This is a genomic window from Deinococcus roseus (assembly GCF_014646895.1).
Taxonomy (GTDB): domain Bacteria; phylum Deinococcota; class Deinococci; order Deinococcales; family Deinococcaceae; genus Deinococcus_C; species Deinococcus_C roseus.
Genome location: NZ_BMOD01000009.1, coordinates 1 through 15,649 on the forward strand (window position 1 = coordinate 1; position 15,649 = coordinate 15,649).

General features: G+C 52.0%; 9 protein-coding genes. 2 read left to right on the forward strand and 7 right to left on the reverse strand.

Going from position 1 to position 15,649, the window contains the following annotated elements; genetic code table 11:
- Positions 1-526: 526 nt before the first annotated feature.
- Complete coding sequence (locus IEY52_RS12895; RefSeq protein WP_189003109.1) at positions 527-4,495, reverse strand: PA14 domain-containing protein; 3,969 nt, start codon at positions 4,493-4,495, stop codon at positions 527-529.
- Positions 4,496-4,766: 271 nt separating this feature from the next.
- Between IEY52_RS12895 and IEY52_RS12900 the strand changes: the two genes are divergently transcribed.
- Positions 4,767-5,267 (forward strand): YqhA family protein, encoded by a 501-nt coding sequence (locus IEY52_RS12900; RefSeq protein WP_189003110.1) that lies wholly within the window; start codon positions 4,767-4,769, stop codon positions 5,265-5,267.
- Positions 5,268-5,295: 28 nt separating this feature from the next.
- On the opposite strand, the gene IEY52_RS12905 is transcribed toward IEY52_RS12900, so the two are convergent.
- Positions 5,296-7,470: a glycoside hydrolase family 3 C-terminal domain-containing protein gene (locus IEY52_RS12905; protein WP_229684780.1), complete on the reverse strand. Its 2,175-nt coding sequence runs from the start codon at positions 7,468-7,470 to the stop codon at positions 5,296-5,298.
- Positions 7,471-8,197: 727 nt separating this feature from the next.
- Between IEY52_RS12905 and IEY52_RS12910 the strand changes: the two genes are divergently transcribed.
- Positions 8,198-10,720, forward strand: a complete 2,523-nt coding sequence (locus IEY52_RS12910) for a delta-60 repeat domain-containing protein (RefSeq protein ID WP_189003111.1) — start codon at positions 8,198-8,200, stop codon at positions 10,718-10,720.
- A gap of 285 nt (positions 10,721-11,005) precedes the next feature.
- On the opposite strand, the gene IEY52_RS12915 is transcribed toward IEY52_RS12910, so the two are convergent.
- The 5 genes from IEY52_RS12915 to IEY52_RS12935 all read right to left on the reverse strand — a co-directional run bounded on the left by IEY52_RS12915 (position 11,006) and on the right by IEY52_RS12935 (position 15,648).
- Positions 11,006-11,650, reverse strand: coding sequence for a ThuA domain-containing protein (locus IEY52_RS12915; protein ID WP_189003112.1), 645 nt, complete (start codon positions 11,648-11,650; stop codon positions 11,006-11,008).
- A 105-nt stretch (positions 11,651-11,755) separates the two neighbouring features.
- Entirely contained in the window at positions 11,756-13,708 is a 1,953-nt protein-coding gene (locus tag IEY52_RS12920; RefSeq protein WP_189003113.1) for an acetoacetate--CoA ligase, read from the reverse strand.
- A 108-nt stretch (positions 13,709-13,816) separates the two neighbouring features.
- On the reverse strand, positions 13,817-14,527 hold the full coding sequence (locus IEY52_RS12925; protein WP_194510048.1) for a hypothetical protein: 711 nt from the start codon (positions 14,525-14,527) through the stop codon (positions 13,817-13,819).
- Positions 14,524-14,961 carry an MbcA/ParS/Xre antitoxin family protein gene (locus IEY52_RS12930; protein ID WP_189003115.1) on the reverse strand — a complete coding sequence of 146 codons (438 nt, stop codon included), beginning with the start codon at positions 14,959-14,961 and terminating at the stop codon, positions 14,524-14,526. Before IEY52_RS12930 ends, IEY52_RS12925 begins: the two co-directional genes overlap by 4 nt.
- A gap of 15 nt (positions 14,962-14,976) precedes the next feature.
- Positions 14,977-15,648: a GntR family transcriptional regulator gene (locus IEY52_RS12935; protein ID WP_189003116.1), complete on the reverse strand. Its 672-nt coding sequence runs from the start codon at positions 15,646-15,648 to the stop codon at positions 14,977-14,979.
- Position 15,649: the final 1 nt, after the last annotated feature.

Sequence of the window (15,649 nt, forward strand, 5' to 3'; positions counted from 1 at the left end):
CACTCTGCCCATTTTTGTTGTCTCAGATGAGTTTTTGCTGAATGGGCCAAACAGTCCCGCATAGGTGCAAAATCTCAGTTAATGGATTCAAATGGAGCACTGCCTGTAGGTTGAAGGGATTCGGCTCCCAGGAGCACTGGCCAGAGCTCCCGAGGAGGCATGGATGTCACCCCAAACCAAAAAATCCAATGCTCAGGAATAAATCAAGGGTACCGTCCTCATTTATGGACATGTAGTAGTGCTGCTTTCGTGTCAGCAAAACAAAAGTTCAAGAAATGCCAAAGTATACAATTTTCTGCTCACCGTATTGATGGTACAAATAAACACAATAACTTATTTTAAGATGAATCATTTTGAGTATAAGATTTCCATACATAAATTATAATCAGTGATATAAAGACAGTATTTGAGTCTCTAGAGGAGAAATTGCGACTTCCAAAAGTGATTTGGGGACAATTTAAATTGTCCCCAAATCACTTTCTCTATCTCATGTCTTCTTTTAAATACTGAGTCTTTAATTCTAAATTTAGCAACTGGAAGGCCAGATGTAAAAAGTAAGTGTTGCTGTTTTGCTGGGATCGCCAATGCTTCTAGCAGAAACCACCAGTGGAACCGTCTGCGTACTGCAGTTACGAGGGACAGGAAGATATCCATTTATAGGTTTAATCTCACTGGTATACTCTATTGCACCATAATTTCTGTAATCATTTACCGCCATTCCACTAAAGGGATAGTTTCCCGAAAATACGGTCCCGCTTTGTTCACAATAGTTTCCCCCACATAAGTATACATATATTGATTTGATCTTTACAGTGTACCTAAAGAATTTTGTAGGATCTATTTTGCTTCGAGCTTCAACAATGGCCTCTGGGTTTCCAGAGGTGTTTCTTGGTGCAATATAAGTGAAATCAAGAGGATCAGATCCTACAATACCACTTCCAGGTCCTTGAATACTCCATGTAACACCTGAATTATTGGCATCAGGGCCAACAGAGGCACGTAAATTAATAATTTGACCCGACTCTACAGTTGCCTCACCACTGTAATTATATTCTTGCTCATTAGGGGGTCTATAAATCACTACAGAAACAGGAGTCAATCCAATATAAAAAGTGACTCTCTTTGAAGGGTCATTTTTACTAGTGAAAACAATATATTCAGTTGTATCATTGGGCAATGCCACAGGAGCGGTGAATTCAAGCCTATAATCATCAAGAATATTAATTCCCCCTCTACCCGTATAAGAGTAGTCCCATTTTCTTGTTGTGTAACCATCAGATAGCTGTGTAGCATCATTTTGCACATCTACATTTATAATATATTTTTTTCCGGCAGTTGTTAAAATTGATCCCGAGTTATTACTAAGAGCAGAAATACTGATTGGATACATGGAAACAGCAAATTTATCTTGACCATATTGCTTGTAGTCATTATAAATTCCTGTAATATATTTCACACTTGTATCAGAATTTCTTTTAGGCAACTCTACAACGATTTCGGATTGATCTGTCATGCCTTTCGGGTAACCCACAATACTAGCACCTTCCGGCAGATCCCATGAGATTTTAGATTTATCTGGATTTACAAAACCATCTAACGCTAAATACAAATTAAATCTCTGACCAGATTTTGCAAATAAGTATTCATTAGTTCTAGCTGGATTTCTATATGCATCAACCGATACATAAGGAAGAAAATGAATTTTTTGATAAGTCATCTCAATTTTATCACCCCAATTAGAAGGATTAACAGCATCATCTGGATACGGAGCTTCAGGTATAATCAGATCTTTCACAGAAAAACTAGTAACTGCTTCATAATCTGTACATACAGAAGGCAATGTGCATACGAAACGAACTTTAAATGTTGTTGATGCACCTGGAGCAAGTAAGGTTGCCGCACCTGGAGGAGTTTCAACAGTTGCTGCAACACCAGATCCAATACCATGACCCACAATATAATTAGATATCGCTAAATTAAGGACAGAATTATCATTATTTCTAATTGTAATAGGAACAACAACTTCATCTCTTACACTTACAGTAGTCTCAAAGTATTTCGGCCAGTATGTAAATCCATGTGGACATGGAGGTACTATTACATTAAGCTGAGAAACTACATCGTAAAAACTTCTCCCAAAAAATACACAGCTAAAATACAGCATTTCATCTTTAGAAAATGCGTCCAAGTTATCGTCATAACTATCATTCAATTGCAAAGCGCCAGTACCAAGAAGACACAACGCTAACGCATAGGAACTAAGACCCTTGCATCCAGCCATTGCCCCAACAGAAGTAGCAACATCAATTGCCAAATTTTTAAGAAAATTCTTTTCCCCATCCAATACTTTATCGAGTAAAGATTTGCAAGAATCACAACTACTAGATCTAACCAGTGAGTCCATAACAATATTTTGCTTTTTAAGTGTCTGATTTTCAGATTCTGAGTTCCTCAAAAGTGGGTGAATGTACTCGATTAATATTTTCCTTCCAACACTATTAGTAAATTCAGAATTAAGCAAATTAGAAGAATTTACAAAATCCACAACATTCCCTATTTCAATACTCTTATGTCTTTGCAAGTCTTCGAAAATAGCTTTCTCTCCTAAAATAGAGATGCTATAAATTCCTTCTATAATCCGATTTTTAATATTGATAAGATATATTTTATCTTTCCCCAAATAGTTTCCAGTAATCCTAACTCTATACGTTCCTTCAGAAAACTTGTGCACAAGAGCACTTTCGGGAGTAAATGCAATGTCTCTTGCTTCTATGCTTGTACTTAAAATACCCATGATTTCATTTTTTGGATGAGATATGGGATTAAGCGTCTGAAACGACACAGGAGATCGCGACTGGCTTTGACTAGACCATTCGAGAATTATTTTTTCTTGGGAAGAATTTCTTTTGTACCAAATAGATATGTCGTACAACTCTCCAGAATTAAGCTTTATAGTTCCAGCACCCACAGATAATGTGTTTTCACTCCAATTATCGATTACAACTTTTCCATTGACTATAACGCGACTTAGTGCATCACTATTTTTTGCAAAGTAAAAAGTATATTCTTCACTGTACTGGGGCTTGATGCTCCCACTCCAGCGCACACTGTAGCTCTCAGGAGAAACATAAGGTGCTGGTGAATACCCTCCCCAGTCAAAGTTCACACCAGCATCCAGACGCTCCAACCTCTTGTTGGTGAAATCTGCATTGTCAAAGTATTCTGCTTTGAGGCCCTGTTGCGTATCGCTGAACGTTGCTTTCTGAGACACAGGTGCAGCAGGCATGATCACAGAATGCCGCTGGTAGATTCCCTTCTCCACTGCAAAGGTTTTGCTGATACAGTTCTTGTCGTTGGCATATCCAGGGGTGCCCAGGTTCCAGTTGGTCTGGGTGGTTGCAGTGGCAGCATTCACCACAGGTTCCCCGTTCGCATCCAGCGTTGCAGAAGCAATTTTCTGGTTGTACAGGTTCCAGCCCAGCACAAAATCTGCACGGGTGTCCAGCCAGCTGTTCAAGGCCACCTGATCCCCAGAAGCAATGGTGCTGGGACGGGTGTAAGCAATCCCCTGGTGCATCAGGAATCTGCGGTCATTGGTCACGCTGTTGTTGTATCCCCGCAGGATGAACTTGAATTTGGGCAAGGGGTTTATGCTGGTCTGGTAGGTTTTCACTCCTGTGGGCTCGTAGACCACATAACTGGGGGTGGTCACCTTCAGGTAGGCTTCCTGATACGGCATGTCCACCTTCACCCAGTCGGTTTTGTTGGCTCCTGTGGTGGGATCCTTGTAGGTCGCCTGAATGATCTCCTTGCGGGTCTTCGCTGCAGGGTCCAGGTAGAACTCCAGCTTCAGGTTCTGCCCTCCGGGGAAGCGCACCCGGTTTCCGTTGATGCTTGGGGTGTAGGTCTGGCTGCCTGAATTGATGATCTCGTTGCCGCTGGCATCCTTGATCACGTTGCCACTGGCATCCAGCAGTTTGAAGGTGTTGGCAATGCTGACCACAGGAAGGTCATATTGTTTGGCACTGCCTGAATACAGCGGACCATAGCTGGCGCTGGCAGACAGGGTGAGCTGTGGAACGGTTTTTCCGGTGGACACCTCGATCCCGGAGATGGACACGGCAGGGCTGTACAGGTACTGGTAGATCAGCGGGCTGGGGTAGGTCACGCCACCTGTGCTGTTGTAGACATAGGTGTTGAGGCTCACGTTGCCAGAAGCAGGCAGGTCCGTGGTGAAACTGGAGTAATTGAGGGGAGTGGTGCCATCATTGAGGTACACCCACTGTCTCCACATCGGTCCACTGCTGCCATAGGGATAATTGCCACCTGGAGGGATGTTGGTGCACAGGGGAACGGTGCCCAGGGGAAGGATGTCCGGGGTGATTTCGGTGGTGGGATTTGGGGACGGACTTTTAACAGCTGGGGGCGTGAACAGCCCACAGCCAGTCAATCCGAGTGCTGCAAGCAGCACCAGACCGCGTTTCAGATTGTGCATTTATTGACCTCTTGGAGTGTGTGGAAAGCTATGGAACGATTGGATTTTGGAACAGACAATTTTATAGAATCATTTCACCTCTGTTACCAGAATACAGCATCATAAGGATTTGGTGAGGTTGTATTAAGATCAATTCACATGAGGTGTCCAGACAGGTATTTCTGATCAAATCCCTTTCTACAAGAAGAAAATCCCTCATGGCATCACCCAAAAACAACCAATGCCCTCCATCCTGATCGGTTCAGGTTCTGTCCGGGTACAATGAACACCCATGAAACGCCTCTTGGGTCTCACCCGCCTGATTGCAGTGCTGGGCGTGGTGTCCAGCCTGATCCTCTCTTTCTTGATGTTCCTGTTCGTGGCCGTGCGCACTTTTGTGCTGGCAAAAGAATCGCTGCAGCACATCAGCGAAGCCAAAACCGGAAAAAATCTGCTGGTGGCCAGCATCGAACAGGCCGATGCACTGCTGGTCGCCACTGCACTGCTGGTGATTGGTTTTGGTCTTTACTCCCTGTTTGTGGGGAAAATCGACAGCATTCCCTCTTTTCTGGAGGTCAAATCCTTCACGGACCTGAAAGACAAACTGGTCAATGTTTCGGTGGTGGCCCTGGTGGTGGCTTTCTTCTCTCTGGTGATTGAACACCTGAACGACTGGGGGGTGCTGGAGGTGGGTGCGGGAATCGGCGCTGTGGTTCTGGCGGTTTCAGTGTATGGATTTGTGAACGGGAAATCCAAAGAAACAGAGCAAGAACTGGAAAAAGAGCAGCCCTGACAGGCTGCCCTCTGGTTTGACGCTGGAGTCAACGGATCACAAAAGTGGCCTGCTGCCCAGAAAAATCTGCTTCTGAAGGCTGACTGCCTCCCACAAACACATCATAGGTTCCGGGCACCATCAGGCGCTCTCCCTGTTCATTGACCAGACCCAGTTCACGCAAACCCAGCTGGAATTGCAGTTGCTGGGATTCTCCTGCCTTTAATGGGGTGCGAGCAAATCCTGCCAGCCACTGTCTGGGGCTGCCTGCAGGTGCATTTCTGGGTCGAATGTACAGCTGGCTGACCTCTTCCCCGTCCCGCTGGCTGGTGTTTTTGACCTGCACGGTCACTTTCAGGCCGTCGCTGGCAGAGAGGGTCTTGCTGGACAAAGCAAGGGCAGAGTATCCAAAGCTGCTGTAACTCAGGCCATACCCGAAACCCCACAGGGGCTTGCCCTGGTAATAACGGTAGGTTCTGCCCTGAATGGCGTAATCGTTGAAATCGGGCAGGTCCTGCAATCCAGAATAAAAAGTGATGGGAAGCCGTCCGGCAGGATTGCTCTTGCCAAACAGCACATCTGCCACAGCATGCCCTCCCTCCTCACCGGAGTACCAGGACACCAGAATGGCTCCAGCTTTCTCTCTGGCATAAGAAATCGCCTGGGCACTGCCTCCCGTCAGGACCAGTGCCACGGGTTTTCCCGTTTCGATCACAGCTTTCAGAAGGTCTTCTTGCACCTGTGGGAGCCTGATGTCTTTGCGGTCTCCACTGGGGTTGTCCGGGCTCTCGTTCTCCTCGCCTTCCTGATGGGGGGTGATGCCCAGCACCAGCACCACCAGATCTGCATCTTTTGCCTGTTGCAAGGCCTCTGGCAAGTAAGGATTTTCACTGCCCAGGATGGGAGAGCCTTTGCTGTAAGAGAGTTTGATGCCTTTTTCCTGCGCCGCTTCTTGCAGCCCCTCCAGCAGGGTGGTGCTTTCTGAGGGGGTGCCGTTGTAATTGCCCAGCAGCACGTCTTCATCACTGGCGGTTGGGCCAATCACCGCGATGGATTTCACCGCTGAAGAAATGGGCAAAAGATTGTTCTGGTTTTTCAGCAAAACCAGGGATTTCTGGGCAGCAAGGCGGGCCAGCTGGCGGTTTTCTGCAGAGTCCACCACCGAGTAAGGAATCTGGTTGTAGGGCACCCGATCTTTCGGGTCGAACATGCCCAGTTTGAAACGGGCCGTAAAAAGCCTTTCCAGGGCAGTGTCCAGGTCTTTTTCGGTCAGCAGGCCCTGCTGCAATGCCTGGGGAATGCCGGTTCTGAAAGCATCTGCACACTCCAGATCCACCCCTGCTTTGATGGAAGCAGCAACAGCTTCAGCAATGTTCTTGCTGTATTGATGTCCATTGAACAGGTCGTACAACGCCCAGCAGTCGGTCACCACGTAACCCTGAAACCCCCATTTGTTGCGCAGCAAGTCTGTGAGCAGAAAGGGACTGGCACTGGCGGGCACCCCATTCAGGCGGTTGTAGGCAGACATCACCGACTCCACTTTGCCTTCCTTGACGGTCATTTCAAATTGGGGAAGATATGTGTCATAAAGGTCATGCAAACTGACCCTGGCATCAAAACTGTGTCTCAAGCCTTCTGGTCCAGAGTGCACCGCAAAATGCTTGGCTGTGGCCACGGTTTTCAGGTATCTGGGGTCATCTCCCTGCATGCCTTTGATGAATTGCACCGCCATTTTTCCGGTCAGATAAGGGTCTTCTCCATAGGTTTCGTGGCCCCTTCCCCAGCGCGGATCCCGAAAAATGTTGATGTTGGGGCTGAAGAACGTCAGCCCCTGGTAACGGGTGGTGTCGTAATTCAGTTTGGCGATCTGGTACTTGGCCCTTGCCTCGTCTGAAATGGCATCTGCCACCTGATGCATCAGCTTTTCGTCCCAGGTGGCGGCCAGGGCAATGGCCTGCGGGAACACGGTGGCCAGACCATTTCTGGCCACGCCGTGCAGGGCCTCGTTCCACCAGCCGTAACCTGGAATGTCCAGCACATCGTTGAACACCGGAGGGGCCTGGTCCATGAGCTGGGAAACCTTCTCTTGCAGGCTCAGGTGGGAGATCAGGTCGGTCACCCGCTCTTTCAGTGGAGCTTCAGGATTGAGATACAGCGGATCGGCAGCCAGGGCAGGTGGCAGCAAACAGAAGGTCAACAGGCTCAGTGCCATTCGGATGTTCACAGGGGCCTCCAATGCAAATGATGGTGCCCGCATCATACAAAGAAAAGCCTTTGAAAAATGATTTCATGGCTCATCAAAGTTTTCAGAAAATTTCAAAAGCATGCAGCAAAATCCACAAGAAGGTTGGACCTTGTTAAGACAAAGCATCCTGGTGCTTTTGATGGTCAACGGATTGATCCAGCTTCAGGCATGCTGAAGCCAGCCTCAAGGACATTTCAGGATTTTCAACATCTTGTGGCTCCTCCAGATCCCAGAAGAAAAATCTGTCTAGGCAGCCACATGAAGGGCATCTGAATAAAAAGCCCTCTTTGTGGAATAATCTGAAAAAGAGGTTAATGAACCCGTAATGTTTTGCTTACATGTCGGATGCAGGGCACGGGTGGCATTCCTGGCAAGGAGGCTTTGACCCGGAACGCACCCCAGGGGTGCCCACAAGAGTGAAGCACCACACCTGCAGCCTGTTGCTGTTGTGATGATGCACTCGGGAACAGACTGACCCACCTCACAATCCAGATTTGCCTCAATCAGAAACCCTGACCCTTCTGATGGGTCTTTTTATGGCACCTGTTGACCCGGATCAAAACAGTGATCAAACCGGTCAAAACTTTTGCAACAGGTGTGGGGTGGTTTGTTGTCTCAGACCCGCCCTGTCTTTCCATGCTGTTCGCCAACGCTGTCTTCTCACTGTCTGGTCTGGACAAGCATCCCAGCACACAAGAGGTTTTTCATGAACAAACGTTTCTGTGCACTTCTGGCCCTCACCACCCTGCTCGCCGCCTGCGGAACCACCCCCCGCGTGAACCAGGTGACCCCTCCCTCCAACAACCCCTCCAACATTCTGGGCTATGTGGACATGACCATCGGAGAAAACCCCCAGTTTCAGTGGGTGCAAAAAGATGCCAATGGCCAGTTTGTTCCCCAGAGCCTCGAACAGATTCCCCAGGGCATTGACCTGCAATTGCTCAGCAACGGCAACCCCTGGCTGGACAACGACCACGAACGCATCCTGATGTCCACCTACAAGGTGCGCAACGGCAAAGGCTCCACCGCATATCCCCAGCAGAAAAACGTCACCTTTCTGGCGATGGACAGCTACTACACCATCGACCACACCTCGATCATCAGCATGCGTGATGCCTACAACCAGGTGTTCTACAGCTCTGCTGTGGCCAACCGCATCATGCCCACCCATGGATCTTCGGTTTCCATCAGCCCCAACAGCATTGAGCCCAACCACTACACCACCATGGCCAACAGCGCCTACTCGGACCTGGTGTACTACACCGAAAACGAAATCCAGCACCTGCAAGGCACCAACAATGTGTTCCCCTGGGGCTTCGCGGTGCGCCACTGCCTGAACACCTCCTGCACCAGTTACGACCGCACCCTCCCCGCCAACCCCAACCTGTACCAGTACGATGGCAAGGTCACCTTTGCTTACAAGGTGCCTTTCTCTGCCTGCCTGCTCAGGTCCGTGCATGTGCTTTTCATGGTGGTCAAAGACGATGCCGCCGCTCCTCGCATTGTGCAAAGCGAAGACGAGCAGGCCAACAAGACCATCGCTGGCCTGGGCAGTGCACCTGCAGGCTGGAATGTGCTCAAACTCAATGGTTCCACCCTCTCCGGCGGCACCCTGTTGCAAAACGTGCGCATCACCGGCACCAGCAGCAGCCCTGAAGTGGTGATCAGCAAAAACACTGCTCCCACGGGCATCAACGTCAGCTCCACCAATGTGGCTTCTTACACTGCAGGTGCCGTGGTGGGCAACCTGACCCCCGTTGACAGCGGTGTGGCAGACATCTACAGCTACACCGTCAGTGACAGCCGTTTTGAAGTGGTGGCCGGGGTGCTGAAACTCAAAGCAGACCAGGCCATCGGCCTCACCCCCACCAGCATTCCCCTCACCGTCACGGTGACCGACAGTGCTGGCGGAACCTTCAACAAATCCCTCAACATTGCCGTGGTTCCCTCGGGCGGCCTGCGTGACCACACCTTCGGAGGGGGCCTGGGCATCGACATCACCAGTGTCAGCTCCAACGACGACCAGAGCTTTGGCCTGGATTTGCAAAGCCAGGGCAACAATGCTGGCAAAATCATCCAGGTGGGTCAGACCTTCAACCTCAACATGCCCGGCACCGGCAACGTCTACGACTTCGCCCTGGTGCGCCACAATGCAGATGGCTCTCTGGACACCAGCTTCGGCACCGGTGGCATGGTGATTGATCACGTTTCCAACGTTGCCAACGCCAGTGCAGGCAGTGATACCGCCCGCACCATCAAAGTGCTGCCTGACGATTCCATTCTGGTGGCTGGCATTGCCCGTGGGGGTTCCAGCACCAGCGCTGACTTCGCTCTGGTCAAGTACACCTCCAATGGCACCCGGGACCTCACCTTCGGCAGCAGTGGCAAGGTCCTCAGCAGCATCGGTGCAGGTTCGGCAGCAGATCAGGCCAACGGCATCGCCGTGCTGAACGACGGCAGAATCCTGCTGGCAGGCACCACCGTGACCAGCACAGGCAGGGACTTCGCCCTGGCCCTCTACAGCCCCAACGGTGTGCTGGACAGCACCTTTGGCACTGGCGGCAAAAAAGTGGATGTGGTGAGCAGCGGGCACGATGAAATCGCTGCTGTGGCCCTCGATGCCAATGGCAAAATCGTGGTGGCAGGCTACACCACTGTTGCAGGCAGCACCGATGTGGTGGTGGCCCGTTACAACACCGACGGCACTCCAGACAGCACCTTCGGCACCGCAGGCAAGACCGTCACCTCTGTGGTGGCAGGCAACGACAGGGCCAGCGGCCTGGTGATCCAGAGCGATGGCAAGATCGTGGTCTCTGGCACTGCTGTCAACAACACCACCGATGAAGATTTCGTGGCTGTGCGCTACAACGCCAACGGCACCCTGGACAGCACTTTCGGCAATGCTGGCACCACCACTGTCAGCTTTGGGGCAGGCACCGGAGTGGACCAGAGCAATGCACTGGCCCTGCAAAATGACGGGAAACTGCTGCTGGTTGGGCGCACCAAAACCGGCGTGGGCAGCTATGATCTGGCCCTGGCCCGCCTGAACGCCAACGGCACCCTGGACAACACTTACGGCAAGGATGGCAAAGTGATCACCTCTGCTGCCCCCAGCAGCGACACCGCCCAGGCGGTCAAAGTGCTCGGCGACAACAAGATCATCCTGACGGGCTCCACTTTCATTGATGGCAAAGCCAACGATTTCGTGCTGGCCCGCTACATCCCCTGAGCAAACAGGAACAGCACAAAAAGCAAAAAACAAAAGACAGACCGGAACATTCCGGTCTGTCTTTCTGTGGGATGGGACCTGTAGGATGGGGCTGCTGGAATGACAGCCGAAAGGTTCAGCCGCCCCAGGTCTGGTCACTGACAAGGGCAGCACATGCAACCAGAGACAGCAGGATCTGGCGTTTCATGGCAACCTCCTTTGAAATCAGATGTGCCCTGAGGACAAACAGATCAACAGTGAAAAATAGTCATGGTTTTTATTGGTGGCCTGTCCATTTCCAGAAGTTCATTCCTTTCTGGCTGCCCAGAGGAAGCCCCGCAGGGTCAGGGCTTCCACCTCGGGCACCTGCATGTCCGACAGGGCGTGTCCCAGAGAGTGGTAGAAGACCCGACCTTTGCCGTGCTGACGGGTCCAGGCAATGGGCATCACCGTTCCAGCAATCCAGGGGGCATGCTGGTCATCGAAGGTGGTGGTGGCCAGCACATGGTTGGCAGGATCCACATGCATGTAGTACTGCTCGGTTTGCACCTGAAAATCCTGCAATCCCTGCGAAATGGGATGGTCGTGGTCTTTGATCTGCACTGAATAAGGCCGGATGTTTCCAGGGTGGCAGACAAACTGCCCTCCGGTCATGAACTGGAATTCGGTGTCTTCCCGGAAAGCATCTCCCATCCCCCCATGAATCCCTGCCAGCCCGGTGCCGTTCAGAACAGCCTCGCGGATCAATTGGCTGGCCTGCGGGGTGAGTTTGCCCATGGTCCAATGCGGCACGATCAGATCCACCTGCACCGACTCCGGGGTGATGTCCTCGATGCGGTCCAGGCTTTGCACCTCAAAACCGTTGCGCTCCAGACGCTGTCTGAACCAGGTGTTGAATTGGGCGGGCGCGTGGCCTTCCCAGCCTCCGTAAACAATCAATGCTTTTGGCATGTGGGGTCTCCAGTCAGGATGTGAGAGGGGGCTGTTTTTGCTGCGACGTCGCAGCAGTAGGGTTTTCGATGTGTCACACCAGGGATTCTCTTTTCCAGCTTTTGTTCAGGCAAAGAGGCTCCGGATCTGGTCCAGGGCTTCCGGATTGGCCACAGCTGTGACGTTGCGCACCGGGCGACCATTGGCCAGATCGGTGACGGCCAGTTCCAGCAATTTGCCGTTCTTGGTGCGGGGCAAATCTGGCACGGCTTCGATGCGGCCCGGAACATGGCGTGGGGTGCAGGAAAGGCGGATTTTCTGCTGGATCTGCTTTTTGAGGTCTGCGGACAGCAGGGCCTCATCTTTCAGGCGCACCAGCAGCACCACCTGATCTTCCCCACCCACACTGCGCATGAACACCAGGGCCTCCAGAATTTCGGGGAAAGACTCCACCTGCCTGTAGATTTCTGCAGTCCCAATGCGCACCCCTCCGGGGTTGAGGGTGGCATCACTGCGCCCCAGCACCCGGAATCCGGTTTCTGTTCTTTGCACAAAATCACCATGGTGCCAGACGCCGGGGAAACGCTCAAAGTAAGCCGCCTGATACTTCTGGTGGTTCGGATCGTTCCAGAACTGCAAAGGCTGAGAAGGGAACGGACGGGTGCAGACCAGTTCTCCGGTGGCTGGACCCTGCAAAGGTTTGCCTTCCTCTGAGTACAGCTCAATGCCCATGCCCAGCATGGGAACCTGCAATTCTCCGGGATGGATCGGAGCCAGAGGGTTCCCTCCCAGAAAGCAACCACAAAGGTCGGTGCCCCCAGAAATGGAGCTGAGGTGCAGGTCAGACTTGATGTGGCAGTACACGTATTCAAAGCCTTCTTCCGAGAGCGGAGAACCTGTGGAAGCGAGGGTCTTCAAAGCAGAGAGGTCATGTTTTTGACCCGGAGAGAGCTCCAGTTTCCTGAGGGATTCGATCCATTTTGCAGACACCCCCAGAAAGCTCAGTTGCTCCTGCTCTGCAATTTTGAACAGGTGCTCAGGACCGGGCCAGAAAGGAGATCCGTCGTAAAGCACAATGGTGGCTTTGCTGGCCAGGGCCGTGACCAGCCAGTTCCACATCATCCATCCGGTGGTGGTGTAATACATCACCCGGTCTGCAGGCTGGATGTCACAGTGGAGCTGGTGCTCTTTCAGGTGGTTCAGCAGAATGCCCCCGGCCCGGTGCACAATGCACTTGGGTTTCCCGGTGGTTCCACTGGAATACAGGATGTAAAGGGGGTGGTTGAACTCAAACGCCTCTGCTGCTGGAATGGGCAGGTCATGCTGGATGGCCTGCAGAAATGGCTTTGCGTTTGGAACAGCTTGCAGGTCCATGTCTTCAGACTGGTAGGAAACCACCAGCACTTCCCTCACAGAGGGCAAGCCCTCCACAATTTCAGCCAGTTTTCCCAGGCAATTCTGGGGCTTGCCGTTGTAGGTGTATCTATCAGCAGCCACCAGCAACACCGGTTCAATCTGACCAAAACGGTCCAGCACCCCATCCACCCCAAAATCCGGCGAGGTGGAAGAGTAAATGGCCCCGATGCGTGCAGCTGCCAGTGCAGTGACCACAGCTTCCAGGCAATTGGGAATCCAGGCAGCAATGCGGTCTGCAGGTTTCACCCCAGCAGCCACAAAATAAGCAGAGAGCTTTTCCACCTGGGAACGCAATTCATCCCAGCTCAGGGACCTTCTGCGGCCTGTTTCGCTGTGCTCGATGATGGCTTCCTCTGGACCAGAATGCCTGAGCACATTCTCCGTGAAATTGAGTCTGGCCTCTGGGAAAAACTGGGACAGCATCATGCCTGCAGAATCATCCAGAACAGTTGCCCCACGGGTTTCTGCCTGGATTTGCACAAAGTCCCACAAGAAGCTCCAGAATTTTTCTGGATGATCCAGGGCAAAACGGTTCAGGTCGGTGTAGCTCTGGAAGGATTGTGCTGTTTCCTGTTCCAGACGCTGCCAGAAATGGTGCAGCAGCGTGTTTTGAATGCGCTCAGGCGAGGGTGCCCACAGCGCCTGGCTGGATTGTGTTGTCATGCCCTCAATATAACCCGCCCCTGTTGCAAAAAGGGAACAGGGAGAACAGTTGCCGAGGGCCGAGAGCCGAGGGCGGAAGACATGCTTTCCTCAACCCTGAGGGGTGGTTTATTTCTCTGACAAATGCCAGCCCAGCACATCCAGCCCCATGGCCAGTTCATCTGCTTCAGGGCTGTCCAGACGCACTTCATACCAGAGCTGCATCTTTTGAAGTTTTTGAGGGTCCAAAGTCCATGCCAGCACCTGCTGGTTAAGCCTGGAGTTTTCTTTCAGCCACTTGCCTGATTTCAGGTCTGCCAGATTCAAATACACAAATTCAGCGAAATGAACCCAGGGTTCCCAGGATTCCTGGCTGTCCCAGAGCTGCAGATAAGGCTCCAGGGTGTATTCTGCCCGGGCCAGTTCTTCAAGGTCCTGCCCCACATTGGCTGGAGGTTCAATTTGCAACAGCTGTTTCCACCACAGCAAAAGCACGGCCCTCACGCTTTCCTGTTCTTCCTCTGACCAGGAAGTCCAGTGGGCGTAAGAAAGTTTATAAAGAGGCAACAAATTGCCCTTTTGCACATGCAATTCCAGCAATCTGGGCAGGAAATGCCTGAAGTCCTCTTCGCTGCCCCAGGTGGTCATGGCTTTGAAAGCGTATCTGGACAGATCCTCTGCTTCCAGAAAACGCAGGGGTTTTGAGCGGATCCGGGCATGGTCCCCATTTTTGACACAGCAGGGGCATCCCTCCACCCGGTCATGCAGGGTGTCATTCTGAAACACCTGATACACCTTTTCCAGGGCTTCTTGCATATGAGGATCCAGAGCTTCCCTCATGAAGACAGGCTTCCCAGCAGATCTTTGACCCTCTGGGTGTCTCCCTGTCGGATCAAACGCAAAGGATTGCGGTTGCCCAGTTGACGTGAACGTCTGGAGAGCCAGCGGGTGGCCTGATCCCCCAGGAGTGCCCTGGCCTGCTGATGCACATCCAGAAAATCCAGCAGACAGCGCACGGTGTGGAGTGACCCGGGCTCATGTGGAGCAAGCCCTGTGAGGTCTGAGAAGCCCTGCACATCCAGTCCAGTGCCCTTTGCAAACTGCTGAAAATACACCTGGCAGGTCACAGGGTGGGAAACAGCCTCCTCTGTGGCATGATCCGGGTGGGATTTCACCACTTCAAAAAGCGCATGAATCTGGTCCACAGACAGGATCTGTGTCTCACAAGACATCAGGCTTTCCAGGCGCTCAAGCAGAATTTTCAGGTCGGTCATGTGAAATCCAATGTATCAGGGTTCTGGCAAATCCATCAGGCGTCCGGCACTGCTGATCCAGTTGGCAGAAAGCGCAGCACGGGCTTCTGGGAGATTGTGTTTTTTCAGGGCTTCCAACAAATTCCAGTGTTCGGTCACGCTGGGGGCAGCACTGCCCTGGGTGCGGTAGTAATACCATTCCAGACGCATCAGGCGGGTTTTCATCTCGCTGACCAGTTTGTACAGCTCCGGGTTGCCGCTTTTTTGCAGCAAAACCCCGTGAAAAGCCTCGTCGTTTTTGAGGGCAGAGCGGGAATCCTGCTGGCTCAGGGCATCCTGGAAGTCCCGGTTGGCCTGCTCCATGGCCTGCAAGTCTGCTTCCTGCAATTGGGGAAAAGCCAGTTCCAGTGCCAGGTCTTCCAGGTGGGCGATGATGGGGTAGGCGTGCTGGCTGCTGCGTAAATTTAAGGGAGCCACCCGGGTCCAGCGGTTCTTGGCGGTCTCGATCAGGCCCTCGTCTTCCAGTCGGCGCAGGGCTTCCCGCACCGGGGTTCTGCTGACCCCCAGTGTCGTGGCGAGTTCCTGGTCGCGGATGTTTTCTCGGGGAGCCAGGGTGCCCTCGATGATCCAGGTTTTGAGGGTCCGGTACACCTCGTCACGGGCCAGGGCACGTTTGAGGGGAACCAGATCGGCAGGGACGGGTGACATC

Coding starts and splice junctions, on each gene's coding strand:
- IEY52_RS12925 (WP_194510048.1), bottom strand. CDS start 14,527: ATGAGGGAAGCTCTGGATCCTCATATGCAAGAAGCCCTGGAAAAGGTG.
- IEY52_RS12910 (WP_189003111.1), top strand. CDS start 8,198: ATGAACAAACGTTTCTGTGCACTTCTGGCCCTCACCACCCTGCTCGCC.
- IEY52_RS12930 (WP_189003115.1), bottom strand. CDS start 14,961: ATGACCGACCTGAAAATTCTGCTTGAGCGCCTGGAAAGCCTGATGTCT.
- IEY52_RS12920 (WP_189003113.1), bottom strand. CDS start 13,708: ATGACAACACAATCCAGCCAGGCGCTGTGGGCACCCTCGCCTGAGCGC.
- IEY52_RS12915 (WP_189003112.1), bottom strand. CDS start 11,650: ATGCCAAAAGCATTGATTGTTTACGGAGGCTGGGAAGGCCACGCGCCC.
- IEY52_RS12895 (WP_189003109.1), bottom strand. CDS start 4,495: ATGCACAATCTGAAACGCGGTCTGGTGCTGCTTGCAGCACTCGGATTG.
- IEY52_RS12935 (WP_189003116.1), bottom strand. CDS start 15,648: ATGTCACCCGTCCCTGCCGATCTGGTTCCCCTCAAACGTGCCCTGGCC.
- IEY52_RS12900 (WP_189003110.1), top strand. CDS start 4,767: ATGAAACGCCTCTTGGGTCTCACCCGCCTGATTGCAGTGCTGGGCGTG.